The sequence below is a fragment of the Streptomyces sp. NPDC040610 genome (genome assembly GCF_055594065.1).
The window spans coordinates 785,969-812,153 of sequence record NZ_JBVIXA010000001.1; the positions used below are offsets into that span (position 1 = coordinate 785,969).

Consider the following 26,185-nt stretch of genomic DNA (forward strand, 5'->3'; position numbering starts at 1 on the left):
ACGTAGGATGGGGTAAGGCCGTGGCACGTCTGCCCGGCAGGGCACGCGTACGAAATGGACGTACGCGCCGCCGTCCAAGCCTCCCGGGAGAAGCGCACCTCGCATGCCCACGCGCCACGACATTCGTAACGTCGCCATCGTCGCCCACGTCGACCACGGCAAGACGACCATCGTCGACGCCATGCTCAAGCAGGCGGGCGCCTTCGCCGCGCACGCCGCTGAGTCCCTCGACGACCGCATGATGGACAGCAACGACCTGGAGCGTGAGAAGGGCATCACGATCCTGGCCAAGAACACGGCCGTCAAGTACCACCCGAAGGATGGCGGCGACGTCATCACCATCAACATCATCGACACCCCCGGCCACGCCGACTTCGGCGGCGAGGTCGAGCGCGGTCTGTCGATGGTGGACGCGGTCGTCCTCCTCGTCGACGCCTCCGAGGGCCCGCTGCCGCAGACCCGCTTCGTGCTCCGCAAGGCGCTCCAGCAGCGGCTGCCGGTCATCCTCTGCATCAACAAGACGGACCGTCCGGACTCGCGCATCGACGAGGTCGTGAACGAGACGTACGACCTCTTCCTCGACCTGGACGCCGACGAGGACCAGATCGAGTTCCCGATCGTCTACGCCTGCGGCCGTGACGGCGTGGCCTCGCTGACCAAGCCGGAGGACGGCACCGTCCCGGCGGACAGCACCAACCTGGAGCCGTTCTTCACCACGCTGCTCCAGCACGTCCCGGCCCCCGAGTACGACGAGACCGCGCCGCTCCAGGCCCACGTCACCAACCTGGACGCCGACAACTTCCTCGGCCGTATCGCGCTGCTCCGCGTCGAGCAGGGCGAGCTGCGCAAGGGCCAGACCGTGGCCTGGATCAAGCGCGACGGCACGATCGCCAACGTCCGCATCACCGAGCTGATGATGACCGAGGCGCTCACCCGCAAGCCCGCGGAGGTCGCGGGCCCCGGCGACATCTGCGCCGTCGCCGGCATCCCGGACATCATGATCGGCGAGACCCTCGCCGACCCCGAGAACCCGATCGCGCTCCCGCTGATCACGGTCGACGAGCCCGCGATCTCCATGACCATCGGTACGAACACCTCGCCGCTGGTCGGCCGCGGCGGCACCGGCAAGGGCGCGGACGCCAAGGCGGCCGTCAAGGACCGCAAGGTGACCGCCCGCCAGGTCAAGGACCGTCTGGACCGCGAGCTCATCGGCAACGTCTCGCTGCGTGTCCTCGACACCGCGCGCCCCGACGCCTGGGAGGTGCAGGGCCGCGGCGAGCTGGCGCTCGCCATCCTGGTCGAGCAGATGCGCCGCGAGGGCTTCGAGATGACCATCGGCAAGCCGCAGGTGGTCACCAAGCAGGTCGAGGGCAAGACGTACGAGCCCGTCGAGCGCATGACCATCGACGTGCCCGAGGAGCACATGGGCGCGGTCACGCAGCTCATGGGCGTCCGCAAGGGCCGCATGGACAACATGTCGAACCACGGCTCCGGCTGGGTCCGCCTGGAGTTCGTCGTCCCGTCCCGCGGCCTCATCGGCTTCCGTACGGAGTTCCTGACCCAGACCCGCGGCACGGGCATCGCGCACTCCATCCACGAGGGCCACGAGCCGTGGTTCGGCGAGCTGAAGACCCGTAACAACGGCTCCCTGGTCGCCGACCGCGCCGGCGCCGTCACCGCGTTCGCGATGACGAACCTCCAGGAGCGCGGCGTGCTGTTCACCGACCCCGGCACCGAGGTGTACGAGGGCATGATCGTCGGCGAGAACTCGCGCTCCGACGACATGGACGTGAACATCACCAAGGAGAAGAAGCTCACCAACATGCGCTCCTCCTCGGCCGACTCCTTCGAGGCGATCGTCCCGCCGCGCAAGCTCTCCCTGGAGCAGTCCCTGGAGTTCTGCCGCGACGACGAGTGCGTCGAGGTGACCCCGGAGGCCGTGCGCATCCGCAAGGTCGTCCTGGACCAGAAGGAGCGCGGCCGCACGGCCTCGCGCGCCAAGCACGGCTGACGCGACCCGCTGAGACCGTCCTGAGGCCGGTTTCGCGCACTCCCCGGAGTGCGCGAAACCGGCCTCTCGCGTTGCGGCGGGCGATACGGTGACGATGTGACGCGCGTCGACCCCGGGGGCCGTCGACGGCCCGCCTGGCAACCGGTTTTCGCTCGCGATCTGTCCGGTATGCGGACCCACTTGACCGTTAGATGTGTAACACGTCCGTTTCGCAACCATCTATCTGGGATCGGTTTGTCCGGATTTTGGAAGTTGTACGTGCCAGGTGTGATTGAACCGAGACCAAAAGGGTGTGGTCGGGCCGTACCTCATGGCTAATAGTTGACCGCGTATAGCTCGGGTCAATGGGTCACGCGCTGTGGGGAGCGCCGACTCACGAGCACACTGGGGTACTCGATCTTCGCCGTCAGGGGTGTCGGCGTTGCTCTGCGTACCCCCTCTTGTAGTGAACAAGTGGACTCATGAGGAGGAACCCCATGCGTGGTGCCAAGAGCGCCAAGTGGGTCGCCATAGCCGGCGTTGTGGCGCTTACCGCTACTGCCTGTGGTGGAGGCGACGACAAGAAGAGCAGCGGCAAGGTCGACCCCAAGGGGATCGTCAGCTACGCCAACGGTGAGCCGCAGAACCCCCTGCAGCCTTCCAACACCATGGAGGCGTACGGCAGCGTCGTCATCGACGCGCTCTTCACGGGTCTTGTCCACTACGACAAGCAGGGCAACATCACCTACGAGAACGCCGAGTCGGTCACGCCCGACAAGGCGAACAAGGTGTGGACCGTCAAGCTGAAGCCGGGCTGGAAGTTCCACGACAACACGCCGGTCACGGCCAAGTCGTACGTGGACGCCTGGAACTGGGCCGCCGACCCGGCCAATGGCCAGCAGAACAGCTCCTGGTACCGCGACATCGTGGGCTACGACAAGGTGCACCCCGAGAAGGGGAAGGCCAAGGCGAAGACCATGTCCGGCCTGAAGGTCGTCGATGAGAACACCTTCACCATCACGCTGAACTCGGGCATCCCGTACTACGCCTACAAGCTGGTCTACAAGCCCTTCTTCCCGCTGCCCGCGGCCGCGCTGAAGGACCCGAAGAAGTACGGCGAGGCGCCGGTCGGCAACGGCCCGTACAAGTTCAAGAGCTGGCAGCACAAGAAGTCGATCCAGGTCACGGCCTGGTCCGGCTACAAGGGCGAGGACAAGCCCAAGAACGGCGGCATCAACTTCAAGGCGTACACGACGCCGACCGCGGCCTACCAGGACCTGCGCTCGGACAACGTGGACACCATGCCGCTGATCCCGGACAGTGAGCTCTCCAACTACAAGAACGACTTCGGTGACCGCGCGATCACCTCGGACTTCTCGGCGATCAACACGATCAACCCCGCCTTCTACACCAAGCAGTGGAAGGACATCGACGTCAAGGTCATCCAGGGCCTGTCGATGGCGATCGACCGCGAAACCATCGCCAAGACCACGTTCTACGGCACCCGCAAGTCGGCCTCCGGCTGGGTCGCCAGGGGCGTGAAGGGCTACAAGGCCGGCGCCTGTGGCGAGTTCTGCAAGTTCGACCCGAAGAAGGCCAAGCAGTCCATCAAGGACGGTGGCGGCGTTCCGGGCAACAAGATCTCGATCCAGTACAACGCCGACCAGCCGCACAAGGGCTGGGTCACCGCGGTGTGCAACGACATCCAGAAGAACACCGGCGTCAAGTGCGTCGGTGACCCGGTGACCGACTTCCAGGCCGACACGGAGATCCGCGACCAGAAGAAGGTCAAGTCGATCTACCGCTCCGGCTGGGTGCTCGACTACCCGTTCAACGGCAACTTCCTCGGCGACCTCTACGGCACCGGCGTCGACGGCAACAAGGGCGGCTTCTCGGACCCGAAGTTCGACAAGCTGGTCAAGAAGGCCGACGCCGCCAAGACCATCGAAGAGTCGGCCGACCTGTACAACCAGGCCGAGGCCGAGCTGAAGAACAGCTTCCCGGGCATCCCGCTCTGGTACAACACGACGAACTCCGCGTACTCCAACAACGTGAAGAACGTCGAGTTCGACCAGGCCGGTGACCCGATCCTCTCCGAGGTTCAGGTCTTCGAGAAGTAGCAGTCGCCGGAGTTCCGTTCACGTGAAGCGACGCCCGGTGATCCCGGGCGTCGCTTGCGAACGGCTCCGCAATGGACGGAGGCACCACCATGGGGCGCTACGTCGCGAGGCGACTGCTCCAGATGATCCCGGTCTTCATCGGGACAACCCTGCTGATCTTCCTGATGGTCAACGTCCTCCCCGGCGACCCCGTACGGGCGCTGTGGGGAGACAAGCCGCCGGACCCGGCGCAGGTGGCGCAGATCAAGCACGACCGCGGCCTGGACCTGCCGCTGTGGGAGCAGTATCTGCACTACATGAAGGGCCTGCTCCAAGGGGACTTCGGCAACACCATCGCGGGCAACAGGCCCATTCTTGACGAGATCACGCAGGCATTCCCGGTCTCGGCGCGCCTCGCCGCCATGGCGTGGACGTTCGAGCTCGTCGTCGGCATCACCCTGGGCGTGTTCGCCGGTATCCGCCGCGGCCGCATCGTGGACAACACGGTGACGCTGTTCACGCTCCTTGTGATCTCCGTGCCGATCTTCGTGGTCGGTCTGCTCTTCCAGCTCTACCTGGGCAACGAGTGGGAATGGATCACACCGACGGTGCAGGACTCCGAGGACATGGGGCAGTTGCTGGTCCCGGCACTCGTGCTCGGCATGGTCGGTCTCGCCTATGTCGCCCGACTGACCAGAACCTCCATCGCGGAGAACCGCTCGGCGGACTACATGCGCACCGCGGTGGCCAAGGGCCTGCCCAAGCAGCGCATCGTCACCCGGCACCTGCTGCGCAACTCGCTGATCCCGGTGGTCACCTACCTGGGCACCGACATCGGCACCCTCATGGGCGGCGCGGTCATCACCGAGGGCATCTTCAACGTCACGGGCGTCGGCAACCTGCTCTTCACCTCGCTGGCCCGCCGTGAGGGCGCGGTCATCGTCGGCATCGTGACCGTCCTGGTGCTCGTGTACCTCCTCGCCAGCCTGCTCGTCGACCTGCTTTACGCGGTCCTGGACCCGAGGATCCGTTATGCCTGACCTGACCAAGACCTCGACCGCGGACCGGGCGGCAGCGGCACAGGACGAGGTGGTGGCCGGGGCCGTGGTCTCCGCGACCCCCGCGCCGGGCAAGCCCCGCAGCCTCTGGGGCGACGCCTGGCGGGATCTGCGCCGCAACCCGCTGTTCGTGATCTCGGCTCTCCTGATCGTGCTCCTCGTCGTGGTGTCGCTCTTCCCGGGCATGTTCACCGACGCGAACCCGGAGACCGGTGACCAGGCCAAGCACTTCCTGGGCAAGCCCGAGCTGAGCCACTTCTTCCAGGCCGACTGGTTCGGTTACGACGGCACGGGGCGCAGCATCTACGCACGTGTCCTGTTCGGCGCCCGGAACTCCATCGTGGTCGGCGTCGGCGTGACCCTCCTGGTCACCTTCTTCGGCGGCCTGGTCGGCATGCTCGCCGGATACTTCGGCGGCTTCTGGGACAGCCTGCTCTCCCGCGTCACCGACGTGTTCTTCGGCATCCCGTTCCTGCTCGGCTCCATGGTCGTGCTCAACGGCTTCACCAGCCGCACCGTCTGGGTGGTGATGGGTGCCCTGGCCTTCCTGGGCTGGACGCAGATCGCCCGCGTGATGCGCGGTGCGGTCATCACGACCAAGCACGCGGACTACGTGGTGGCGGCACGAGCGCTCGGCGCCGGGACCAAGCGGATCCTGTTCCGGCACATCCTGCCCAATGCCATCGCTCCGGTGATCGTCGTGGCGACCATCGCGCTCGGCACGTACATCGTCGCCGAGTCGACGCTCTCCTACCTGGGCCTCGGTCTCGGAGAGGGCGCCATCTCCTGGGGCGGTGACATCTCCGACGGCACCCAGTTCATCCGGAACAACCCGCATGTGCTGCTGTTCCCCGCCGGAATGCTCAGCATGACCGTGCTGGCGTTCATCATGATGGGTGACGCCGTACGCGAAGCCCTCGACCCGAAGCTGCGCTGAGGGAGGCGTACGTGACGATCACAGAGAAAACCGCGGACGTCCCCGCCCCCCGCTCGGGCGAGGAGAAGAGCGGCCGACTGCTCGACGTGAAGGACCTGCACGTCGAGTTCCACACCCGCGACGGCGTGGTCAAGGCCGTCAACGGCGTCAACTACAGCGTGGACGCGGGCGAGACGCTCGCCGTGCTCGGCGAGTCCGGCTCGGGCAAGTCGGTCACCGCGCAGGCGATCATGGGCATCCTCGACATGCCGCCCGGAAAGATCCCGCAGGGCGAGATCCTCTTCCGCGGCCAGGACATGCTGAAGATGTCCAACGAGGAGCGCCGGAAGATCCGCGGCCGCAAGATCGCGATGATCTTCCAGGACGCGCTGTCGTCCCTGAACCCGGTGCTCTCCGTCGGCTACCAGCTCGGCGAGATGTTCCGGGTGCACGACGGCCTGTCCCGCAAGGAGGCCAAGGCCAAGTCCGTCGAGCTGATGGACCGGGTGAAGATCCCGGCCGCCAAGGAGCGGGTGAACGACTACCCGCACCAGTTCTCCGGCGGTATGCGCCAGCGCATCATGATCGCGATGGCGCTCGCCCTGGAGCCGGACCTGATCATCGCCGACGAGCCGACCACGGCCCTCGACGTCACCGTCCAGGCCCAGGTCATGGACCTGCTCGCGGAGCTCCAGAGCGAGTACAACATGGGCCTGATCCTCATCACCCACGACCTCGGTGTGGTCGCGGACGTGGCGGACAAGATCGCCGTCATGTACGCGGGCCGGATCGTGGAGACGGCCCCGGTGCACGAGCTGTACAAGCGGCCCGCGCACCCGTACACGCGCGGTCTGCTGGACTCGATCCCGCGCCTCGACCAGAAGGGCTCCGAGCTCTACGCGATCAAGGGCCTGCCGCCCAACCTGCTCAAGATTCCGGGCGGCTGTGCGTTCAACCCGCGCTGCCCGAAGGCGCAGGACATCTGCCGCACGGAGATCCCGTCGCTGGTTCCGGTGACGGAGCAGGACGGCGCGGAGCTCGTGGGCCGCGGCAGCGCGTGCCACTTCTGGAAGGAGACGATCCATGGCTGAGCTCAACAAAGGCGCCGAGGGCGCCGAGCCGACGGACGCCACTCCGAACGTCACCGAGGTCGAGACGGTCGACGCGGCGACGCCGGAAGAGGCCGTGGCCGTGATCGAGGCCCCGGCCGAGCGCGGGGAGCCGATCCTCCAGGTCCGCAATCTGGTCAAGCACTTCCCGCTCACGCAGGGCATCATCGTCAAGCGCCAGATCGGCGCGGTGAAGGCGGTCGACGGCATCTCGTTCGACCTCTACCAGGGCGAGACGCTCGGCATCGTGGGCGAGTCGGGCTGCGGCAAGTCCACGGTCGCCAAGCTCCTGATGACCCTGGAGCGGGCCACGGCGGGCGAGGTCTTCTACAAGGGCCAGGACATCACCAAGCTGTCCGGCCGGGCGCTCAAGGCCGTCCGCCGGAACATCCAGATGGTGTTCCAGGACCCGTACACCTCGCTCAACCCCCGTATGACGGTGGGCGACATCATCGGGGAGCCGTTCGAGATCCACCCCGAGGTGGCTCCGAAGGGTTCGCGCCGGCAGAAGGTCCAGGAGCTCCTGGACGTCGTCGGACTCAACCCCGAGTACATCAACCGCTACCCGCACCAGTTCTCGGGCGGTCAGCGCCAGCGCATCGGCATCGCGCGCGGCCTGGCGCTCAACCCTGAGATCATCATCTGCGACGAGCCGGTCTCGGCCCTGGACGTGTCCGTCCAGGCCCAGGTCATCAACCTGATGGAGAAGCTCCAGGACGAGTTCAACCTGTCCTACCTCTTCATCGCGCACGACCTGTCGATCGTCCGGCACATCTCGGACCGCGTGGGTGTGATGTACCTCGGCAAGATGGCCGAGATCGGCTCCGACGAGCAGATCTACGATCACCCGACGCACCCGTACACGCAGGCGCTGCTCTCCGCGGTGCCCGTCCCGGACCCGGAGGCCCGTGAGGGCCGCGAGCGCATCATCCTCACCGGTGACGTGCCCTCCCCGGCGAACCCGCCGTCCGGCTGCCGCTTCCGCACCCGCTGCTGGAAGGCACAGGACAAGTGCGCGGAGGAGGTCCCGCTGCTCGCGATCCCGGAGCGCTTCGTCGGCAAGGACACGCCCGCCGCCCACGAGTCGGCGTGCCACTTCGCGGAGGAGAAGGACGTGGTGCACGCGGCGTGAGCCGGCGTGTGCCCGAGGGTGCCCTGTCCCGTGTTTCGGCACGGCAGGGCACCCTCGGGCATGTCCACACACGTCAATCCATTTCGAGGGGAGCCGTCTACCTGTTGGGCTTCAGGTAGAAATAGAGCTTCACCTTGGGCGCGCACCACACCGGCTCATTGGCGCCCTTGAGCTGCACGTGCAGCATGAAGTTGAGCGGCTTGTTCTTGGCGAACTTGGTCGTCTTGTTGATCTTATAGGTGCGCCATACCTCGCCCTTGGGGATCCGCCATCCCCATGCCTTGCGCCACTTCTCGTGGTTGTTCCCGTCATTCAGGTAGGCCGAGCCGACATTCAACTTGCGCTCGTTGTAGTAGCGCACTTTCACGGACTTGACCCGCGCGGACTTGCGCGTCACCTTCCCGAGGTTCCAGACCACCTTCTCCATCGTGACGGAGGTGGGCTGGCAGTGCTCTTCCCCGCGGCTGTTGAGGCCGATGTTGGCCGAGTAGACCTTCTGGCCGCCGTTCTTCACCTTGGCGACGGAGACCGTCCCCGTCGGCATGCCTCGAGCGGCGGGCGGCGACATGGCGGGCGCCTGCGCCGTGGTCTTCGTGCCGCTTTCGGCCCCGGTCGCGGGGCCGGCGGCGGTGAGGGTGCCCACCGCCAGAGCGGCGGTGATGGTCAGTGATGCGGTCTTACGTATACGCACTTTTCTCCTACCATCGTTTACCTTCAGTCGCTCCCCGACTGCATTGCGTGCTCAGGCTATGGGTGGGACATGCATGAATCCAGTGACTTGAGGTAAAATTGAGGCTACTCGCTGTGATTATTGGCTATTTCGCGACATGAAATCGGTCCTGCGAGCTCGGGTCTATTCGGCCTGCGAGTCGAGCTCGGATTGCCAAGACCGTCCCTCCCGCGCCGCGGCGCAGTGGCTCATGGCCGAGGGCGGTAGCCCGTACTGCATCCGGATGGCGTCCCCCTCATACGGCCGGGCTAAATGTGCGGTTCGTCCGCTCTGCCGCGATATTTGCGGTAACGCGCGCACAGTCGGCGCGCAGAGCGATCGAGGAGGCACTCCATGCGTGGAGCCACGCACGCCAAGTGGGCCGCTGGTGCGGTGGCCGTCGCACTCGCGGCGACGGCCTGTGGGGGTGGGAGCGGCGGTGGTGGCGGCGACGGCTCCGGGGTGGTGGGGTCCTCCTGGGGGGATCCGCAGAATCCGCTGGAGCCCGCGAACACGAATGAGGTGCAGGGCGGCAAGGTCCTGGACATGGTCTTCCGGGGGCTGAAGCGGTACGACCCGAAGACCGGCGAGGCCAAGGACATGATCGCCGAGTCCATCGAGAGCAAGGACTCGCAGAACTTCACCGTCAAGCTCAAGGACGGGTGGAAGTTCAGCAATGGCGAGGCGGTCACCGCCAAGTCGTTCGTCGACGCGTGGAACTACGGGGCGCACCTCAAGAACAACCAGAAGAACGCCTACTTCTTCGGGTACATCGAGGGGTACGGCGAGGTGCACCCGGAGAAGGGGGACGCGAAGGCCGAGACCCTGTCCGGGCTCAAGGTCGTCGACCCCAGGACCTTCACCGTGAAGCTCACGCAGAAGTTCTCCACCTGGCCCGAGACCCTCGGCTACCCCTCCTTCGCGCCGCTGCCCAAGGCGTTCTTCGACGACCACGCGGCCTGGCTGTCCAAGCCCGTCGGCAACGGCCCGTACACCGTGAAGTCGTACCAGAAGGGCTCCAAGATGGAGCTCAGGAAGTGGGACGGGTACAAGGGGGACGACAAGGCGCAGAACGGGGGCGTGGACCTCAAGGTCTACACGGACAACAACACCGCCTACACGGACTTGATGGCGGGGAACCTCGACCTGGTCGACGACGTCCCGGCCTCGCAGCTGAAGAACGTGAAGAGCGACCTCGGGGACCGGTACATCAACACCCCCGCGGGGATCATCCAGACCCTCGCCTTCCCCTTCTACGACAAGAAGTGGGACAAGGCGGGCGCGGAGAAGGTCCGGCAGGGGCTCTCCCGGGCGATCAACCGTGAGCAGATCACCGACACGATCTTCCAGAAGACCCGCACGCCCGCCAAGGACTGGACCTCGCCGGTGCTCGGCGAGGACGGCGGCTACAGCGACAGCGCCTGCGGCGACTGGTGCGAGTACGACGCGGCCGAGGCGAAGAAGCTGGTCGAGGAGGGCGGCGGCATCCCCGGCGGCACCCTGAAGATCTCGTACAACGCGGACACCGGCTCGCACAAGGAGTGGGTGGACGCCGTCTGCAACTCCATCAACCGGGCCCTCGGCAACGACAAGGCCTGCGTCGGCAACCCCATCGGCACCTTCGCCGACTTCCGCAGCCAGGCGTCCCAGCAGAAGCTCGACGGGGCCTGGCGCGCGGGCTGGCAGATGGACTACCCGCTGATCCAGAACTTCCTTGAGCCGAACTACTACACGGACGCCTCCTCCAACGACGGCAAGTACTCCAACAAGGACTTCGACAAGCTCATCAACGAGGCCAACGGGGAGACGGACGCGGCCAAGGCCGTCACCAAGTTCCAGGACGCCGAGAAGATCCTCGCCAAGGACATGCCCGCCATCCCGCTCTGGTACCAGAACGGCAGCGCCGGCTACTCGGACCGGGTCTCCGACGTCGCGCTGAACCAGTTCAGCGTGCCGGTCTACTCGGAGATCAAGGTCAACTGACGTCGGTGGAGCGGCCGTTCGGCGCCTTCGCCGGGCGGCCGCTCCCACTACTCCTGGAGCGAGCCCCATGGGCCGTTATGTGATCCGGCGTCTGCTGCAGATGATCCCGGTCTTCTTCGGCGCCACACTGCTGATCTTCCTGATGGTCAACGTGATGGGCGACCCCATCGCGGGCCTCTGCGGCGACCGCAAGTGCGACCCCGCGACGGCCGCGCAGCTGAAGAAGGAGTTCGGCCTCGACAAGCCCGTGTGGCAGCAATACGCGACGTACATGGGCAACGTCTTCACGGGCGACTTCGGCACCGCCTTCAACGGCCAGAAGGTCACCGAGCTGATGTCGTCGGCGTTCCCCGTGACCCTCCGGCTCACCCTCGTCGCCATCGTCTTCGAGATCGTCATCGGCATCTCGCTCGGCGTCCTCACCGGCCTGCGGCGCGGCAAGCCCGTCGACACGGTCGTGCTGCTCCTGACGCTCGTGGTCATCTCCATCCCCACGTTCGTGACCGGCCTGCTGCTCCAGCTGCTGCTCGGCGTCGAGTGGGGCGTCATCAAACCGTCCGTGTCGACGGAGGCGACCGTCGACGAACTGATCGTGCCGGGACTCGTGCTCGCGTCCGTCTCCCTGGCGTACGTCACCCGCCTCACCCGGACCTCCATCGCCGAGAACCGCCGCGCCGACTACGTCCGCACGGCCGTGGCGAAGGGCCTGCCGCGGCGCCGCGTCATCACCAAGCACCTGCTGCGCAACTCACTGATCCCGGTCGTCACCTTCATCGGCACGGACGTGGGCGCGCTCATGGGCGGCGCCATCGTCACCGAGCGGATCTTCAACATCCACGGCGTCGGCTTCCAGCTCTACCAGGGGATCCTGCGGCAGAGCACCCAGACCGTCGTCGGGTTCGTGACGGTCCTCGTCCTCGTCTTCCTGCTGGCGAACCTGATCGTCGACCTGTTGTACGCCGTACTCGACCCGAGGATCCGCTATGCCTGAACCCCATGAGCCCGCCGAGGGCGCCATCGCAGGGACCGGCGCGGGCGGCGCGATGGACCTCGCGGCGAGTGAGGCGACGACGCTCGCCCCGGGCGGCCCCGAAGGCGGCCCCGGCGGCAGCGGCGCCGCCACCCCCGCCCGCAGCCTGTGGTCGGATGCCTGGCGCGACCTGCGCCGCAACCCGGTCTTCATCATCTCGGGCCTGATCATCCTGTTCCTGGTCTTCATCTCGCTGTGGCCCTCCGCGATCGCCTCCGGCGACCCGCTGGACTGCGACCTCGCCAACGCCCAGAAGGGCTCGTCGCCCGGCCACCCCTTCGGCTTCAACGGCCAGGGCTGCGACGTCTACACGCGCACCGTGTACGGCGCCCGCGCCTCCGTCACCGTCGGCGTCTGCGCCACCCTCGGCGTCGCGGTCCTCGGCAGCGTGCTCGGCGGGCTCGCCGGGTTCTTCGGCGGCGTGTGGGACGCGATCCTCTCCCGCATCACCGACATCTTCTTCGCGATCCCCGTCGTCCTCGGCGGCCTGGTGCTCCTCTCCGTCGTCACCAGCAACACCGTCTGGCCCGTGATCGGCTTCATGGTGCTGCTCGGCTGGCCGCAGATCTCCCGCATCGCCCGCGGCTCCGTCATCACCGCCAAACAGAACGACTACGTCCAGGCCGCCCGCGCCCTCGGCGCCTCCAACTCGCGGATGCTGCTGCGGCACATCACGCCCAACGCCGTCGCCCCGGTCATCGTCGTCGCGACCATCGCCCTCGGCACGTACATCGCCCTGGAGGCCACCCTGTCCTACCTGGGCGTCGGCCTGAAGCCCCCCACGGTGAGCTGGGGCATCGACATCTCCGCCGCGTCCCAGTACATCCGCAACGCCCCGCACATGCTGCTCTGGCCCGCGGGCGCCCTCGCGGTCACCGTGCTCGCGTTCATCATGCTCGGCGACGCGGTGCGCGACGCCCTCGACCCGAAGCTGAGGTAGCGCCCATGGCGAACACGGCATCCAAGCTGCTCGAAGTCCGCGATCTGCACGTGGAGTTCAGGACCCGCGACGGCGTCGCCAAGGCCGTCAACGGTGTCGACTACGCCGTGGCCGCGGGCGAGACCCTCGCCGTGCTCGGCGAGTCCGGCTCCGGCAAGTCCGTCACCGCCCAGGCCATCATGGGCATCCTCGACATCCCGCCCGGCCGCATCACCTCCGGCGAGATCCTCTTCCAGGGCAAGGACCTGCTGAAGCTCAAGGAGGAGGAGCGGCGCAGGATCCGCGGCGCGGGCATGGCCATGATCTTCCAGGACGCCCTCAGCTCCCTGAACCCCGTGCTCAGCGTCGGCGACCAGCTCGGCGAGATGTTCGTCGTGCACCGCGGGATGTCCCGCAAGGACGCCCGCGCCAAGGCCGTCGAGCTGATGGACCGGGTCCGCATCCCCGCCGCCAAGGAACGCGTCACCCAGTACCCGCACCAGTTCAGCGGCGGCATGCGCCAGCGCATCATGATCGCCATGGCGATGGCGCTCGAACCCTCCCTGATCATCGCCGACGAGCCGACCACCGCCCTCGACGTCACCGTCCAGGCCCAGGTCATGGACCTCCTCGCCGAGCTCCAGCGCGAGCTGAACATGGGCCTCATCCTGATCACCCACGACCTCGGCGTGGTCGCCGACGTCGCCGACACCATCGCCGTCATGTACGCGGGCCGCATCGTCGAGAAGGCTCCCGTCCACGAGATCTACAAGGCCCCCGCGCACCCGTACACCAAGGGCCTGCTCGAATCCATCCCGCGCCTCGACCAGAAGGGCCAGGACCTCTTCGCCATCAAGGGCCTGCCGCCCAACCTCATGAACATCCCGCCCGGCTGCGCCTTCAACCCGCGCTGCCCGATGGTCCAGGACGTGTGTCGCACCGACGTCCCGCCGCTCGCCCAGGTCACGTACGAGGGACTCACCGCGGAGCGGCGCAGTGCCTGCCACTTCTGGAAGGAGACCCTCCGTGGCTGACATGGCCAAGACGGCGGACGTGGCCGAGAAACCGGTCACGACCGAGCCGCTCCTCAGGGTCCGCGGGCTCGTCAAGCACTACCCGCTCACGCAGGGCATCCTCATCAAACGGCAGATCGGCGCCGTCAAGGCCGTCGACGGCGTCGACTTCGACCTCGGCAGCGGCGAGACCCTCGGCATCGTCGGGGAGTCCGGCTGTGGGAAGTCCACCGTCGCCAAGATGCTCGTCAACCTGGAGCGGCCCACCGCCGGGGAGATCCAGTACAAGGGCGAGGACATCACCAAGCTGTCCGGGCGCGCCCTGAAGGCGGTCCGCCGGAACATCCAGATGGTCTTCCAGGACCCCTACACCTCCCTGAACCCCCGCATGACCGTCGGCGACATCATCGGGGAGCCGTACGAGATCCACCCCGAAGTCGCCCCCAAGGGGTCGCGCCGCGCCAAGGTCCAGGAACTCCTCGACGTCGTCGGGCTCAACCCCGAGTACATCAACCGCTATCCCCACCAGTTCTCCGGCGGTCAGCGGCAGCGCATCGGCATCGCCCGCGGGCTCGCCCTGCGGCCCGAGATCATCGTCGCCGACGAGCCCGTCTCCGCGCTCGACGTCTCCGTCCAGGCGCAGGTCGTCAACCTGCTTGACCGGCTCCGGCGCGAATTCCATCTCTCGTACGTGTTCATCGCGCACGATCTGTCCATCGTGCGGCACATCTCCGACCGGGTCGGGGTCATGTACCTCGGGCGGATCGTCGAGACCGGGAGCGACGCCGAGATCTACGAGCATCCGACGCATCCCTACACGCAGGCGTTGCTGTCCGCCGTGCCCGTGCCCGATCCGGACGCCCGGGAGCATCGTGAGCGGATCATTCTGAGCGGGGACGTGCCGTCGCCCGCCAATCCCCCTTCCGGGTGTCGGTTTCGGACTCGGTGCTGGAAGGCGCAGGAGCGGTGCGCTCTGGAGGTACCGGCGCTTGCCGTTCCGGCGGAGTTCCGGGGGGTGGAGGGGCCTGCGGCGCATGACTCGGCTTGTCACTTCGCGGAGGAGAAGCACGTGGTGCCGTGAGCGGCGGCTTGCGGTGAGGCCCCGTGCGGGTGGGCCTGGGGCACCCCCGAGTCGGCGCTCCGTCCCACGGCAACGGGACACCCACCCCCGGGGTCCAGGGGCGGAGCAGGAAACATTCGGGCAACCCCGTTGACCCGTGGGGGAGACATGGGGCGGGCAGGGTGTGGGGGTACGGCCGTGCGGGTGCCGTTGGACCGGTCGGGGCGCGCCATGTCGCCCCGACCGGTCGCCCGTTGAGGGGGGGACGGTCAGCGGGACGGTTAGGGCAGGGACAGGGAGCGCTTCAGGAAGTCGACCTGGAGCAGGAGAAGATTTTCGGCCACCTGCTCCTGGGGGGTCATATGGGTGACCCCGGAGAGGGGCAGGACCTCGTGCGGCCGCCCGGCGGCGAGCAACGCCGAGGACAGCCGCAGGGCGTGCGCGACGACCACGTTGTCGTCGGCGAGCCCGTGGATGATCTGCATCGGACGGTGCGGCTCACCGGGGTCGACGAGCCCGTCGTCCGAGACGAGGGAGCTGTTGCGGTAGGCCTCGGGTGAGGTCCGGGGGTCGTCGAGGTACCGCTCCTGGTAGTGGGTGTCGTACAGGCGGAGATCGGTGACGGGCGCCCCCACGACGGCCGCGTGGAAGACGTCGGGCCGCCGCAGGACGGCCATGGCGGAGAGATAGCCGCCGAAGGACCAGCCGCGCATGGCGACCCGCCCGAGGTCGAGGGGAAAGCGCTCGGCGAGCGCGTGCAGCGCCTCGACCTGGTCGTCGAGGGTACGGGTGAGATCCCCCTTGACGGACTTCTCCCAGGCGGGCGAGCGCCCGGGCGTCCCGCGCCCGTCGGCGACGACGACGGCGAAGCCCTGGTCGGCGAACCACTGCGAGGTGAGGTAGACGTTGTGGGCCTTCATCACACGCTGCCCGTGCGGACCGCCGTACGGATCCATGAGTACGGGAAGCGGCCCGTCCGCCGGGTCGTACCCGGTGGGGAGCAACACGGCGCACGGAATCCGCCGCGCGCCCCCTTCGAGAAGCGTCACGCGCGGGGTGAGCCCCGGCCGCTGGGCGTGCGAGGCGACGGTCGCCACCTGCTTGCCGTCGCGCAGCACGGACACCCGTGAGCCGGGACGGTCGAGAGTGGCCGAAACCAGCACGGTGACATCGCCCGCGCGGACCGCCGAGTGCACTCCGGGCTCCTGCGAGACCCGCTCCACGCCGAGTTCGTTGACGCGGTAGACATGCACCTCGCCGATCTCCGGATCGGCGGCGCCCGGCCCCGCGGACGCCGAGATCAGCGCGGAGTCCTCGGTCACGTCGAGGACGGCGCGCACATGCAGCTGAGGACCGGTCAGGGGCCGCTCGCCCCAGGCGAGCACGCGCGCACCCCCCTCGTCGGCGATGCGCACGAGCCGCCCGCTGGGCGACCAGGAGGGCGAACCGGGGAAGAGTTCAAGCCAGTCGGCGTCCTCGTCGGCGTGCACCATCCGCGTCGACCCGTTGTCGGGGTCCACCGCGAGATACAGGGCGCTGCGCTGATCCCGGGCCTGCACCAGGAGCAGCGGCGCCCCGTCCGCCGACCAGTGCACCCGCGCCAGGTACGGATAGCGGTCCCGGTCCCACGCGACCTCGGTGCGCACCCCGTCCAGGCCGACCACGAACAGCCGCACGTCCGCGTTGTCGGTGCCCGCCGCCGGGTAGGCGACCGGCGTCGGCTCCCGGTCCGGGTGCGCGGGGTCGGCGATCCACCAGCGCTGTACGGGCGCGTCGTCGACCCGCGCGACAAGCAGCCGGTCGGACTCGGGCGACCACCAGAAGCCGCGGAAGCGGTCCATCTCCTCGGCCGCGATGAACTCCGCGAGCCCGTACGTCACCGTGTCCGCCTCGACCGCGTCCGGCGCCGCGAGCGCCCTGTCGCCCTCGCCGTCGGCACCCGTGACGCGCAGGGCGCCCCCGGACACGTACGCGATGTGACGGCCGTCCGGCGCGGGCCGCGGGTCGATCACCGGGGCGGGGGCGGACAGTTCGCGGGCGGTGCCCGCGCGCAGCTCCGCGACGAAGAGGCGGCCCGACAGGGCGAAGGCGGCGAGCTCCACGGCCGCGTCGGTGGCGTACCCGACGATGCCGGAGCCGCCCTCGCGGCTGCGCTCGCGCCGTGCCCGCTCCGCCGCCGAGAGCCGCTCCGCCGAGCCGTCGAGCAGCGCCCGCGGATCGGCGGCGACCCGCTCGGCGCCGTCGTCGGCGAGGTCGAGGACCCAGAGCGCGCCCGTCCGGTCCGTGCCGGAGCCGGAGCGGACGAAGACGACGCGGGAGCCGTCGGGAGCCACGGTGAAGGCGCGCGGCGCGCCCAGGGAGAAGCGCTGCGTGCGGGCGTGCTGGCGCGGGAAGGAAAGCCGCTGCGCGGCACCGTCCTGGGGCCCGTCGGTTTCCGGGGTCTCGATGGTCATTCCCCGAGCCTATGGCTCATGCGCCCCTTGTGCTGCGGTGCTCCGACTCATGTGGCTCGACACATAGTTATGATCCGTAGCGCTTGGTGGGTATGACCTTGCTGGCACGGCGAGTTGGGTCCTGTCGGCCGGACGCAGGGGGCGGTCCCGAGGCGGCTCGGGGCAGTCGGTCGGAACGTTGTCGCGTGATGGGAATGGGAGGTGAACCGCCGTGGCACTCTCGGTATCGGTGGTGCTGCTGCTGGCGATCATCGTGGTCATGCTGGTGCGGAAACAGGGGCTCAAGACGATCCACGCGATCGTCTGCGCGCTGCTCGGCTTCTATCTGGCCAGTTCGTCGCTCGCGCCGACCATCGATGAGCTGTCGACGAACCTCGCGGGGGTCATCGAGGACATCAAGTTCTGACGGCACCCGCTGTACGGGCCGCCGCGGCCGGACTCGGCCGGGCGAGGGGAGCGGGGGACCAGGGGCCCGGAGGGCCAGGGGGCGACAAAGGGGGCGAACCGGGCCGGGCGGGCCCGAGGACGGGGGAAGGGAGAGGCGAGCGGGCGCGGGCGGCTCGCGGGCCCGCGGCGGGCGTGCTCCGGGCTCGTAGGCTGTTCCCATGACGGAACAGCCCGCCCGGCGCCTGCTGCTCGTGCACGCGCACCCCGACGACGAGTCGATCAACAATGGCGCGACCATGGCCAAGTACGCGGCCGGGGGCGCCCGAGTCACGGTGGTGACCTGCACGCTCGGCGAGGAGGGCGAGGTCATCCCGCCCGCGCTCGCCCATCTGGCCGCCGACCGCGAGGACACGCTCGGCGCCCACCGCATCGGTGAGGTAGCCGCCGCGATGAAGGAGGTCGGCGTCGCCGACCACCGCTTCCTCGGCGGCACCGGCCGCTACCGCGACTCCGGGATGATGGGCACCGAGCAGAACCACCGCCCCGGCGCCTTCTGGTCCGCCGACGTCGACGAGGCGGCGGCCCATCTCGTCGAGGTGATCCGCGAACTGCGCCCGCAGGTGCTCGTCACCTACGACCCGGACGGCGGCTACGGCCACCCCGACCACATCCAGGCCCACCGCGTCGCCATGCGTGCCGTCGACCTCGCGGCCGAGCCCGCCTTCCGCCACGACCTCGGCGAGGCGCACACCGTCGCCAAGGTCTACTGGAACCGGGCGCCCCGCACCACCGTCGAGGAGCGCTTCCTGCGGCTCCCCGACGAGCTGCCCGCCTCGCCGTTCACCGGCATGGCCACGGTGGCCGACGTGCCCGGCGTGACCGACGACGAGCGCGTCACGACGGAGATCGACGGGCGGGCCTTCGGGGCGGCCAAGGCGGCGGCGATGCGCGCCCACACGACCCAGATCGAGGTCCACGAGCCGCTGTTCGCCCTGTCCAACGGCCTGGCGCAGCCGATCTTCGACGTGGAGTACTACGAACTGGTGAGAGGCGAGGCGGGCACGGTGGACGGCGGACGCGAGACGGATCTGTTCGCGGGGCTCGGCGTGGCGGGGGGAGAGAAGTGAGCGCGCGGTCGAGGGCTTCGTCCTCTTCACCGTCTTCTTCGTCTTCTTCGTCTTCGTCTTCGGCCAAGGGAGCCGGAGCCGCGGGCAAGGGAAGTGGAAACGGTGCATCCGGGTCCGGAGGCAAGGCGGGCGGAAGCGGCAAGGGTGCCGCCACCTCCGCGCGCCCGGCCGCCGGTTCCGGTTCCGGCCGGGCCGGTGCCTCCGCGGCGCCCGGAAGCTTCCTCGCGCAGCCGCTGAACGTCGTGCGCCTGGTGGCGTACGCCGGGCTCTTCCTGCTCGGCGCGGTCGTCGGGGTGGCCGGTGCGCTCGCCCAACAGGGGTGGTTCCCCGGCGGGTTGCTGCTCGCGCTCGCCGGCAGTGCCGGTGCCTTCTACGGCGGCTCGCGCGCCACCGGCACCCGGGGCGGGGCCGTCGCGCCCGCCGCGGGCTGGCTCGTCGCCGTCATGCTGCTCACCGCGACGCGGCCGGAGGGCGACTTCGTGTTCGGTGCCGGCCTCGGGTCGTACGTCTTCCTGCTGGGCGGTATGGGGGTGGCTGTGATGTGTGCCACCCTCGGGCAGTCACCGCAACCGGGCGCGTCCGACGCCCGACTTGGCAAGTGACGTACCACTTGAGCCCGTGTCCCGCACGGGTTTGACGCCGGTCACGGGATGACCGTGGGCGGCGGCCAGTATGGTGGTGCGCGCCGCCGAGCCGCCCGAGTGGTCGAAACGGGCGGTGGAGCCAACCAGGAGAACCTGCCTTGAGTCGTGAAACTGACAGTTCGTCCTCCGGTCCCCAGGGACGCACGGGGGCCGCGTACCCGTCGGGCACGCCGCCGTACGGCTCGCCCGCACAGGGCGCCGCGCCCGAGGGCGGTCCGGACGGCGTCGGCCAGGGGGCCGACGAGCGGAACGAACCCAAGACCGAGACCACGCTGACCACCCGCATCCGGATCAACATCCCCGGTTCGCGGCCGATCCCCCCGGTCGTCATGCGCACGCCCGTCGGTGACGCCGACGGTGACAGAGGCGCGGACGACCGGCGCGCGGACGGCGCCGGGGGCGCGGGGTCGGGCACGAGCGCCCTCAGTGGCGCGGGCACGACGGGTCTGTCGGGTCCCTCCGCCATCGGGGCATCCTCCGCTTCCGCCTCCTCAGCCGCCTCCCAGGCCGCCGGTACCGCCCCTTCCGGGGGCGCGGCCGCGCCGCAGGGAGCCGCGGGCGCCGAGGACGGCGACGAGAAGGCCAGCGACTGGTTCGCGCCGCGCAAGGCCGCCCCGAAGGGCGCCCCGGGTCCGGCGGCGTCCACAGGGACCCCTTCCTCCGGCTCTTCCGGCGCCTCCGGGTCCGGTTCCGGTTCCGGCGCTGGTTCGTCCGGTCCTTCCGGCTCCGGCGGTCCGGGTTCCGGTACGGGTGCGTACGACGTGTCCGGCGCCGTCGCGGCCGGGCCGCTGGGGACGGGCGGGCCGCGCGGCGGTGAGTCGCAGCGCGGTGACCTGCCGTACTTCTCCGGCGGCGAGGGCGAGTACGGGAACTCCGGCCAGGGTCCGGTCGGGCCGACCGGGGGACCGGTGACCGGCGACGGCCCGATGCTGCCGCCCGGCCCCGGGCCCGAACTCGGCGGCTATCCGAACGGCACCGACCTCTACGGCAGCGCGGGCTACGGCTCGGGCTCGGACGCCTTCCCCGACGGCGGCCCCCTGGGTGACGGCTCGGGCGGCGGCCCCGGTGGTCCGGGCGGACCCGGCGGCCAGGGTGGTCCCGGCGGTCAGGGTGGTCCTGCCGGACCCGGCGGCCCGGGTGGTCCCGGCGGACCCGGTGCCCCCGGCGGCCCCAACGGCCCCACCGCCCCCAACGGCCCCGGCGCTCCCGTCACCCCCCGCCTCAGCGACGACACCGCCATCCTCACGCCGCAGAAGCCCGCCTCCGGCGGCCAGCGCCCGCCCGCGCCCGGTGCGGGCGTGCCCGGCGGCCCCGGCGGCAACGTCTCCGGCGACACCCTGAACAGCGGCATCCCCGTCGTCCCTCCCGCGCAGAACTCGCCGTTCGCGCCCGGCGCGCACCTCGACGAGCCGGGGCCGCACACCCCGCCGAAGCTGCCCGAGCCGGTGCAGCCGAACGTGCCGGCGGCGCCTGCGGCCAAGAAGAAGAAAAAGGGCCGCAGCAAGCTGGTCCTGCTCGGCGGAGTGGTCGTCGTCCTCGGCTGCGGCGCGTACGGCGCCGGGCTCCTGATGAACCACGCCGACGTGCCGAAGGGCACCACAGTCCTCGGCGTCGACGTCGGCGGCGGCACCCGCGACGAGGCCGTGAAGAAGCTCGACGCGGCGCTCGGCGAGCGCGTCAACAAGCCCCTGAAGCTGACGGTGGGCGGCGACCAGGTCACCCTCAAGCCGGACCAGGCGGGCCTCACCCTCGACAGCCAGGCCACCGTGCGCGCCGCCGCGGGCAGCGACTACAACCCGGTGTCGGTGATTGGCGGCCTCTTCGGCGGCGAGCGCGTCGTCGAGCCCGAGATGCCCGTCGACGAGGAGAAGCTCACGGCCGCCCTGGAGCGCGCCGCGGGCGGCTCGGGATCGGCCAAGGAGGGCACGGTCAAGTTCGTGCCCGGCAAGGCCGTCGCTGTCTACGGCAAGGCGGGCAAGGGCATCGACGCCGCCAAGGCGTCCGAGGCCGTCGCCGCCGCGTACAAGAAGCAGGTCGAGACGGGCAGCGCGGGCACGGTCGCGGTGCCGGTCACCAACCGCAAGCCGACGGTGTCGGACGCCGAGGTCGACGCGTTCATGACGCGGTTCGCGAAGCCCGCCATGTCCGCCAACGTCACCATCAGCGTCAAGGGGACCAGCGCGTCGATCCCGCTCGGCCCGGCCAAGTCGCTGCCGCAGATCCTGGGCGCGAAGCCCGCGAGCAGCGGCAGGCTCACGGAGACGTACGACCTCAAGGCGCTCAAGCAGCTCTACGGCAACACGTTCGACGGCATCCTGATCCAGCGCGGCAACGGCAAGAAGACGCCGGTGCAGCCGACGGACGTCGCCGTGGCCATGGGCAAGGCGCTCCGGGGCAAGACGCCCGCGGAGCGGAACGGCGTGATCGAGACGAACCCGAACTAGCCGAGGCCCGACGGAAACGGGCGGGGTGCCGGAAGGCGCCCCGCCCGTTCGCGTTCCCCCGCTGCTTCCCTCGGCCGGTCGGCCGGTCGCCGCGCCGCTCCGTCCACCCGCCGCCCTGTCACCCGTACGACATGACAACTGTCATCCCGGTCCGGTCACACACGACACTGCCGGGACACCGCTGTGACCAGCAACGATGGTGGACATGACGACGACAGAGACAACGGCGGGCACGGCCCGGGACACGGCTGCGCGGGCCGCCGCGAGCGCCGTGAGCTTCGACCGGGTGACCAAGGCCTACGGCGACGTGGTGGCGGTGGACGGGCTCAGCCTCGACCTGCACCCGGGCGAGACCGTGGCGCTGCTCGGGCCGAACGGCGCGGGCAAGTCGTCCACGCTCGACCTGCTCCTCGGCCTGCGGCGCCCGGACAGCGGCACGGTGAGCGTGTTCGGCACCGGCCCGCGCGAGGCGATCACGGCGGGGCGGGTCGGCGCGATGCTGCAGTCCGGCGGGCTCATGGACGAGGTCACCGTGGGCGAACTGGTGCGGCTCGCCTGCGACCTGCACCCGCGGCCGTACCGCGTGCACGACGTCCTCGCCGCCGCCGGGGTCGCCCAGATCGCGGACCGCAGGGTCAACAAGCTCTCCGGCGGCCAGGAGCAGCGCGTCCGCTTCGCCCTCGCCACCGCCGGGGCCAACGACCTGATCGTCCTCGACGAGCCGACGACCGGCATGGACGTCACGGCCCGCCAGGCCTTCTGGGCGACCATGCGCGAGCAGGCCGACCAGGGCCGCGCCGTCCTGTTCGCCACGCACTACCTGGAGGAGGCCGACGCGATCGCCGACCGCGTCCTCGTGCTGCACCGCGGCAGGCTCCTCGCCGACGGCACCGCCGCCGAGATCAAGGCAAGGGCGGGCGCCCGGAAGGTCAGCTTCGACCTGGACGAGCTGCGCGCGGACGGGGCGGCCGCCCTCGAACAGCGGCTGCGGGAGCTGCCGTTCCTGTCGGCGCTCGACCTCTCGGGCCACACGGTCCGGCTCCAGTCGACCGACGCCGACGCCACCGTGTACGCGCTCTACGGCCTCGGCGTCCACCCGCGCAACCTGGAGGTCGCGGGCCTCGGCCTGGAGCAGGCCTTCGTCGCGATCACCGCGGCCGAGGAGGCGCGGACGGCATGAACGCGACGAGCGGAGCAATCGACGAAGCGGCCCGCACCCGCGGCCCGGCGAAGGAGAGCCACGTGACCACGCACGCCCCATCGAACGCCCCTACCGCGGGCGGCCCGCGCTTCACCTCGGGCGCCCTGGTCACCCTGGAGGTCAGGCGCGCCCTGCGGAACAAGAAGTTCCTGTTCTTCTCCGTGATCTACCCGGCACTGCTTTTCGTGATCATCGCGGGCGGCGCCGACAGCACCACCGAGGTCGACGGGACCGGCCTCGCGCTGCCCGCGTTCATGATGGTGTCCATGGCGTCGTTCGGCGCGCTCACGGCCGTCCTGATGGGCAACAGCGAGCGCATCGCCAAGGAGCGGCAGAGCGGCTGGGTGCGCCAGCTCAGGCTGACCAGCCTGCCGGGGCGCGGCTACGTCCTCGCGAAGACGGCGAGCGCGGCCGTGGTCAGCCTGCCGTCGATCGTCGTGGTGTTCGTGACCGCCGCCGCGGTCAAGGACGTACGCCTGGACGCCTGGCAGTGGCTCGCCCTGACCGGCGCGATCTGGGCGGGCAGCCTGTGCTTCGCCGCGCTCGGCGTGGCCATCGGCTACAGCGCCACGGGCGACGCGGTGCGGCCCGTCACGATGATCCTGTACTTCGCCCTGTCCCTGCTCGGCGGCCTGTGGATGCCGACCACCACGTTCCCGCACTGGCTCCAGACGCTCGCGGACTGGACGCCGACGCACGCGTACGCGGCCCTCGGCAGGTCCATCGAGCTGGGCGGCGCGCCCCACGCCGGGGACGTCGTACTGCTCCTCGCGTACTTCCTGCTGTTCGCGGGCGTCGCGGCCTGGCTGTACCGGAAGGACACACTGAAGGCGTGAACGAACCACTCGACCACGACCGGCACCCCCTGCACTCCTTCGGACAGCCGGTCCTCGACCGCCGCCAGGCCCGCGTGAAGCTGGCCTGGATCGGCATCTGGCTGGTCTTCCTGGCCGGGCCCGTGAAGGACCTGATCGACGGCGGCCACGGCGGCACGGCCACCGTGCTCGGCTCGCTGGGCCTGACGGCGTTCGTCGGCTGCTACCTCACGCTGGTCTTCCGGTACACGACGAAGATCCGGGAATGGCCCGTGGTGTACGTGACGCTCACGGCCCTCGCCGTCCTCGCGGTGGTCCTCGCCGTCGGCATGGGGACGGCCTGGCTCGGCCTCTTCGTGTACGTGGCGGTGGCGGCGGGCGCGGTCCTCCCGATGCGGCGGGCGGTGTGGGCCATCCCGGCGGTCACGCTCCTGATGATGGCGATCGGTACGCGGGACACCGACGCGGCCGACCTGTTCCCCGGCCTCGGCGTGACGACGTTCCTCGTCGGGTTCGCGATGACGGGCGTGCGGCAGCTGATCCGCACCACCGTCGAACTGCGCCAGGCGCGCGCCACGGTCGCCCAACTGGCCGCCAACGAGGAGCGCCTGCGCCTCTCCCGGGACCTGCACGACCTGCTTGGCCACTCCCTGTCCCTGATCACCCTGAAGAGCGAGCTGGCCGGGCGGATGCTCCCCGACCACCCCGACAAGGCCGCCCAGCAGGTGGCCGACATCGAACAGGTCAGCCGCCAGGCCCTGGTGGACGTGCGCGAGGCCGTCACCGGCTACCGGCGGCTCACCCTGGCCGGACAGCTCGCCGGGGCCCGCACGGCCCTCACCGCCGCGGGCATCGACGCCGACGTCCCCCTGGAGACCCCCGGCGGCGACGCGGCCCCGGACGAGGAGCGTGAGGCCGCGCTCGCCTGGGCGCTGCGCGAGGCGGTCACCAACGTCGTACGGCACAGCGGCGCCCGGCGCTGCATGGTCACGCTGACCCGCCGCCAGACCCTCGCGGGGCCCGTCCTGGAACTCGCCGTCGAGGACGACGGGGTGGGGCCCGCGGAGGGCGGCGTGGGCCTCTCGTCCGGCGGCGGGCCCGGCAAGCACGGCAACGGGCTCACGGGGCTCGTGGAGCGGCTTGAGGCGGTCGGTGGGGTGCTGGATGTGTCGTCGGGGAGCGGGAGCGCCCGGGCTGGTGGGGTGGGCGGTGGTGGGGCTGGTGGTTCTGGTGGGGCCGGGGGCGCTGCCGGGGCGGGTTCGGCGTTCGGCGGGCGGTGGCGGCACGGGGGTGACCGGCCCGGGTTCCGGCTCGCGGCGCGCGTTCCGCTGGTGCCGGGCCCGGCGGAGGGCGCCGCGCCGACCGCCCTAGGATCGTCCGCATGAGCGGCACGCACGGGCCCGCGGGGGCCATGGGGGCAGAGGGTACGACCGGGGCGGACGGTGGCACGGGGCCCGCGCCCGGTACCGCGCACGCCGCCACCGGCCACCCCATCCGCGTACTCCTCGCCGAGGACCAGTCGATGGTCCGCGAGGCGCTCGCCGCGCTGCTCGGCCTCGAACCGGACATCGAGGTCGTCGCGCAGGCGGCCCGGGGCGACGAGGTCCTGGCCGCCGCCCGGGCCACCGCCGTGGATGTGGCGCTCCTGGACATCGAGATGCCGGGGCGCACCGGCATCGAGGCGGCGGCGGAGCTGAGGGCCGCACTCCCGGAGCTGAAGGTCGTCGTGCTCACCACCTTCGGGCGGCCCGGCTATCTGCGCAGCGCCATGGAGGCCGGAGCCGTCGCCTTCCTGGTCAAGGACGCGCCCGCGTCCCAACTCGCCGACGCCGTGCGCAGGGTCCTCGCGGGGGAGCGCGTCATCGACCCCACGCTGGCCGCCGCCGCCCTGGCCGAGGGCGCCAACCCGCTGACGGACCGCGAGCGCGAGATCCTGCGCGCCGCGGCCGACGGCGCCACGAACGCCGAGCTCGCCGCCGCCCTGCACCTCTCCCAGGGCACGGTCCGCAACTACCTCTCGACGGCCATCCAGAAGCTGGCGGCCCGCAACCGCGCGGAGGCGGTCGGCATCGCCCGCGAGAAGGGCTGGCTCTGAG

Annotated in this window: 21 protein-coding genes; 19 read left to right on the plus strand and 2 right to left on the minus strand. The window is 70.0% G+C overall.

Annotated features, from left to right (window positions below; translation table 11 throughout):
- Positions 1–103: 103 nt before the first annotated feature.
- The 6 genes from typA (at position 104) to ACZ6AA_RS03555 (ending at position 8,304) form a co-directional block, all read left to right on the plus strand.
- Positions 104–2,011 carry a translational GTPase TypA gene (gene typA, locus ACZ6AA_RS03530; protein ID WP_468451412.1) on the plus strand — a complete coding sequence of 636 codons (1,908 nt, stop codon included), beginning with the start codon at positions 104–106 and terminating at the stop codon, positions 2,009–2,011.
- Positions 2,012–2,487: 476 nt separating this feature from the next.
- The gene (locus tag ACZ6AA_RS03535) at positions 2,488–4,110 is read left to right on the plus strand and encodes a peptide ABC transporter substrate-binding protein (protein WP_471456047.1); all 1,623 of its coding nucleotides are present in this window, start codon (positions 2,488–2,490) and stop codon (positions 4,108–4,110) included.
- Between the two features lie 89 nt (positions 4,111–4,199).
- Positions 4,200–5,129, plus strand: coding sequence for an ABC transporter permease (locus tag ACZ6AA_RS03540; RefSeq protein WP_471456049.1), 930 nt, complete (start codon positions 4,200–4,202; stop codon positions 5,127–5,129).
- Positions 5,122–6,084, plus strand: a complete 963-nt coding sequence (locus tag ACZ6AA_RS03545; RefSeq protein ID WP_471456051.1) for an ABC transporter permease — start codon at positions 5,122–5,124, stop codon at positions 6,082–6,084. Before ACZ6AA_RS03540 ends, ACZ6AA_RS03545 begins: the two co-directional genes overlap by 8 nt.
- Positions 6,085–6,095: 11 nt before the next feature.
- Positions 6,096–7,154 (plus strand): ABC transporter ATP-binding protein, encoded by a 1,059-nt coding sequence (locus ACZ6AA_RS03550; protein ID WP_468451420.1) that lies wholly within the window; start codon positions 6,096–6,098, stop codon positions 7,152–7,154.
- Positions 7,147–8,304, plus strand: a complete 1,158-nt coding sequence (locus ACZ6AA_RS03555) for an ABC transporter ATP-binding protein (RefSeq protein ID WP_468451422.1) — start codon at positions 7,147–7,149, stop codon at positions 8,302–8,304. The genes ACZ6AA_RS03550 and ACZ6AA_RS03555 overlap by 8 nt, the downstream gene beginning before the upstream one ends.
- 97 nt (positions 8,305–8,401) lie before the next feature.
- Here the strand turns inward: ACZ6AA_RS03555 and ACZ6AA_RS03560 are convergent, their stop codons facing one another.
- Complete coding sequence (locus ACZ6AA_RS03560) at positions 8,402–8,995, minus strand: hypothetical protein (protein WP_471456053.1); 594 nt, start codon at positions 8,993–8,995, stop codon at positions 8,402–8,404.
- A 372-nt stretch (positions 8,996–9,367) separates the two neighbouring features.
- On the opposite strand from ACZ6AA_RS03560, the gene ACZ6AA_RS03565 reads away from it, so the two are divergent.
- From ACZ6AA_RS03565 to ACZ6AA_RS03585, 5 genes are all read left to right on the plus strand, one after another.
- The gene (locus ACZ6AA_RS03565) at positions 9,368–10,996 is read left to right on the plus strand and encodes a peptide ABC transporter substrate-binding protein (RefSeq protein WP_468480535.1); all 1,629 of its coding nucleotides are present in this window, start codon (positions 9,368–9,370) and stop codon (positions 10,994–10,996) included.
- A 67-nt stretch (positions 10,997–11,063) separates the two neighbouring features.
- Positions 11,064–11,987 carry an ABC transporter permease gene (locus ACZ6AA_RS03570; protein WP_405660756.1) on the plus strand — a complete coding sequence of 308 codons (924 nt, stop codon included), beginning with the start codon at positions 11,064–11,066 and terminating at the stop codon, positions 11,985–11,987.
- On the plus strand, positions 11,980–12,966 hold the full coding sequence (locus ACZ6AA_RS03575; RefSeq protein WP_468451432.1) for an ABC transporter permease: 987 nt from the start codon (positions 11,980–11,982) through the stop codon (positions 12,964–12,966). The genes ACZ6AA_RS03570 and ACZ6AA_RS03575 overlap by 8 nt, the downstream gene beginning before the upstream one ends.
- Positions 12,967–12,971: 5 nt before the next feature.
- Positions 12,972–13,979, plus strand: coding sequence for an ABC transporter ATP-binding protein (locus ACZ6AA_RS03580; protein WP_468451434.1), 1,008 nt, complete (start codon positions 12,972–12,974; stop codon positions 13,977–13,979).
- A 1-nt stretch (position 13,980) separates the two neighbouring features.
- Positions 13,981–15,039: an ABC transporter ATP-binding protein gene (locus ACZ6AA_RS03585; RefSeq protein WP_468451734.1), complete on the plus strand. Its 1,059-nt coding sequence runs from the start codon at positions 13,981–13,983 to the stop codon at positions 15,037–15,039.
- A 260-nt stretch (positions 15,040–15,299) separates the two neighbouring features.
- Here ACZ6AA_RS03585 and ACZ6AA_RS03590 read toward each other — a convergent pair whose 3' ends face one another.
- Positions 15,300–17,471, minus strand: coding sequence for a prolyl oligopeptidase family serine peptidase (locus tag ACZ6AA_RS03590; protein ID WP_468451436.1), 2,172 nt, complete (start codon positions 17,469–17,471; stop codon positions 15,300–15,302).
- 211 nt (positions 17,472–17,682) lie between these two features.
- On the opposite strand from ACZ6AA_RS03590, the gene ACZ6AA_RS03595 reads away from it, so the two are divergent.
- The 8 genes from ACZ6AA_RS03595 to ACZ6AA_RS03630 all read left to right on the plus strand — a co-directional run bounded on the left by ACZ6AA_RS03595 (position 17,683) and on the right by ACZ6AA_RS03630 (position 26,184).
- Complete coding sequence (locus ACZ6AA_RS03595) at positions 17,683–17,877, plus strand: hypothetical protein (protein ID WP_030359751.1); 195 nt, start codon at positions 17,683–17,685, stop codon at positions 17,875–17,877.
- Between the two features lie 199 nt (positions 17,878–18,076).
- Positions 18,077–18,985, plus strand: coding sequence for an N-acetyl-1-D-myo-inositol-2-amino-2-deoxy-alpha-D-glucopyranoside deacetylase (mshB, locus tag ACZ6AA_RS03600; RefSeq protein ID WP_468480537.1), 909 nt, complete (start codon positions 18,077–18,079; stop codon positions 18,983–18,985).
- 233 nt (positions 18,986–19,218) lie between these two features.
- Positions 19,219–19,587, plus strand: coding sequence for a DUF6113 family protein (locus ACZ6AA_RS03605; RefSeq protein WP_468451736.1), 369 nt, complete (start codon positions 19,219–19,221; stop codon positions 19,585–19,587).
- Between the two features lie 140 nt (positions 19,588–19,727).
- On the plus strand, positions 19,728–22,073 hold the full coding sequence (locus ACZ6AA_RS03610; protein WP_471456056.1) for a hypothetical protein: 2,346 nt from the start codon (positions 19,728–19,730) through the stop codon (positions 22,071–22,073).
- A 205-nt stretch (positions 22,074–22,278) separates the two neighbouring features.
- Positions 22,279–23,253 carry an ABC transporter ATP-binding protein gene (locus ACZ6AA_RS03615; RefSeq protein WP_468451442.1) on the plus strand — a complete coding sequence of 325 codons (975 nt, stop codon included), beginning with the start codon at positions 22,279–22,281 and terminating at the stop codon, positions 23,251–23,253.
- Complete coding sequence (locus tag ACZ6AA_RS03620; protein WP_471456059.1) at positions 23,250–24,110, plus strand: ABC transporter permease; 861 nt, start codon at positions 23,250–23,252, stop codon at positions 24,108–24,110. The genes ACZ6AA_RS03615 and ACZ6AA_RS03620 overlap by 4 nt, the downstream gene beginning before the upstream one ends.
- Positions 24,107–25,474: a sensor histidine kinase gene (locus ACZ6AA_RS03625; protein WP_471456061.1), complete on the plus strand. Its 1,368-nt coding sequence runs from the start codon at positions 24,107–24,109 to the stop codon at positions 25,472–25,474. The genes ACZ6AA_RS03620 and ACZ6AA_RS03625 overlap by 4 nt, the downstream gene beginning before the upstream one ends.
- Positions 25,471–26,184, plus strand: coding sequence for a response regulator transcription factor (locus ACZ6AA_RS03630; protein ID WP_471456063.1), 714 nt, complete (start codon positions 25,471–25,473; stop codon positions 26,182–26,184). The genes ACZ6AA_RS03625 and ACZ6AA_RS03630 overlap by 4 nt, the downstream gene beginning before the upstream one ends.
- Position 26,185: the final 1 nt, after the last annotated feature.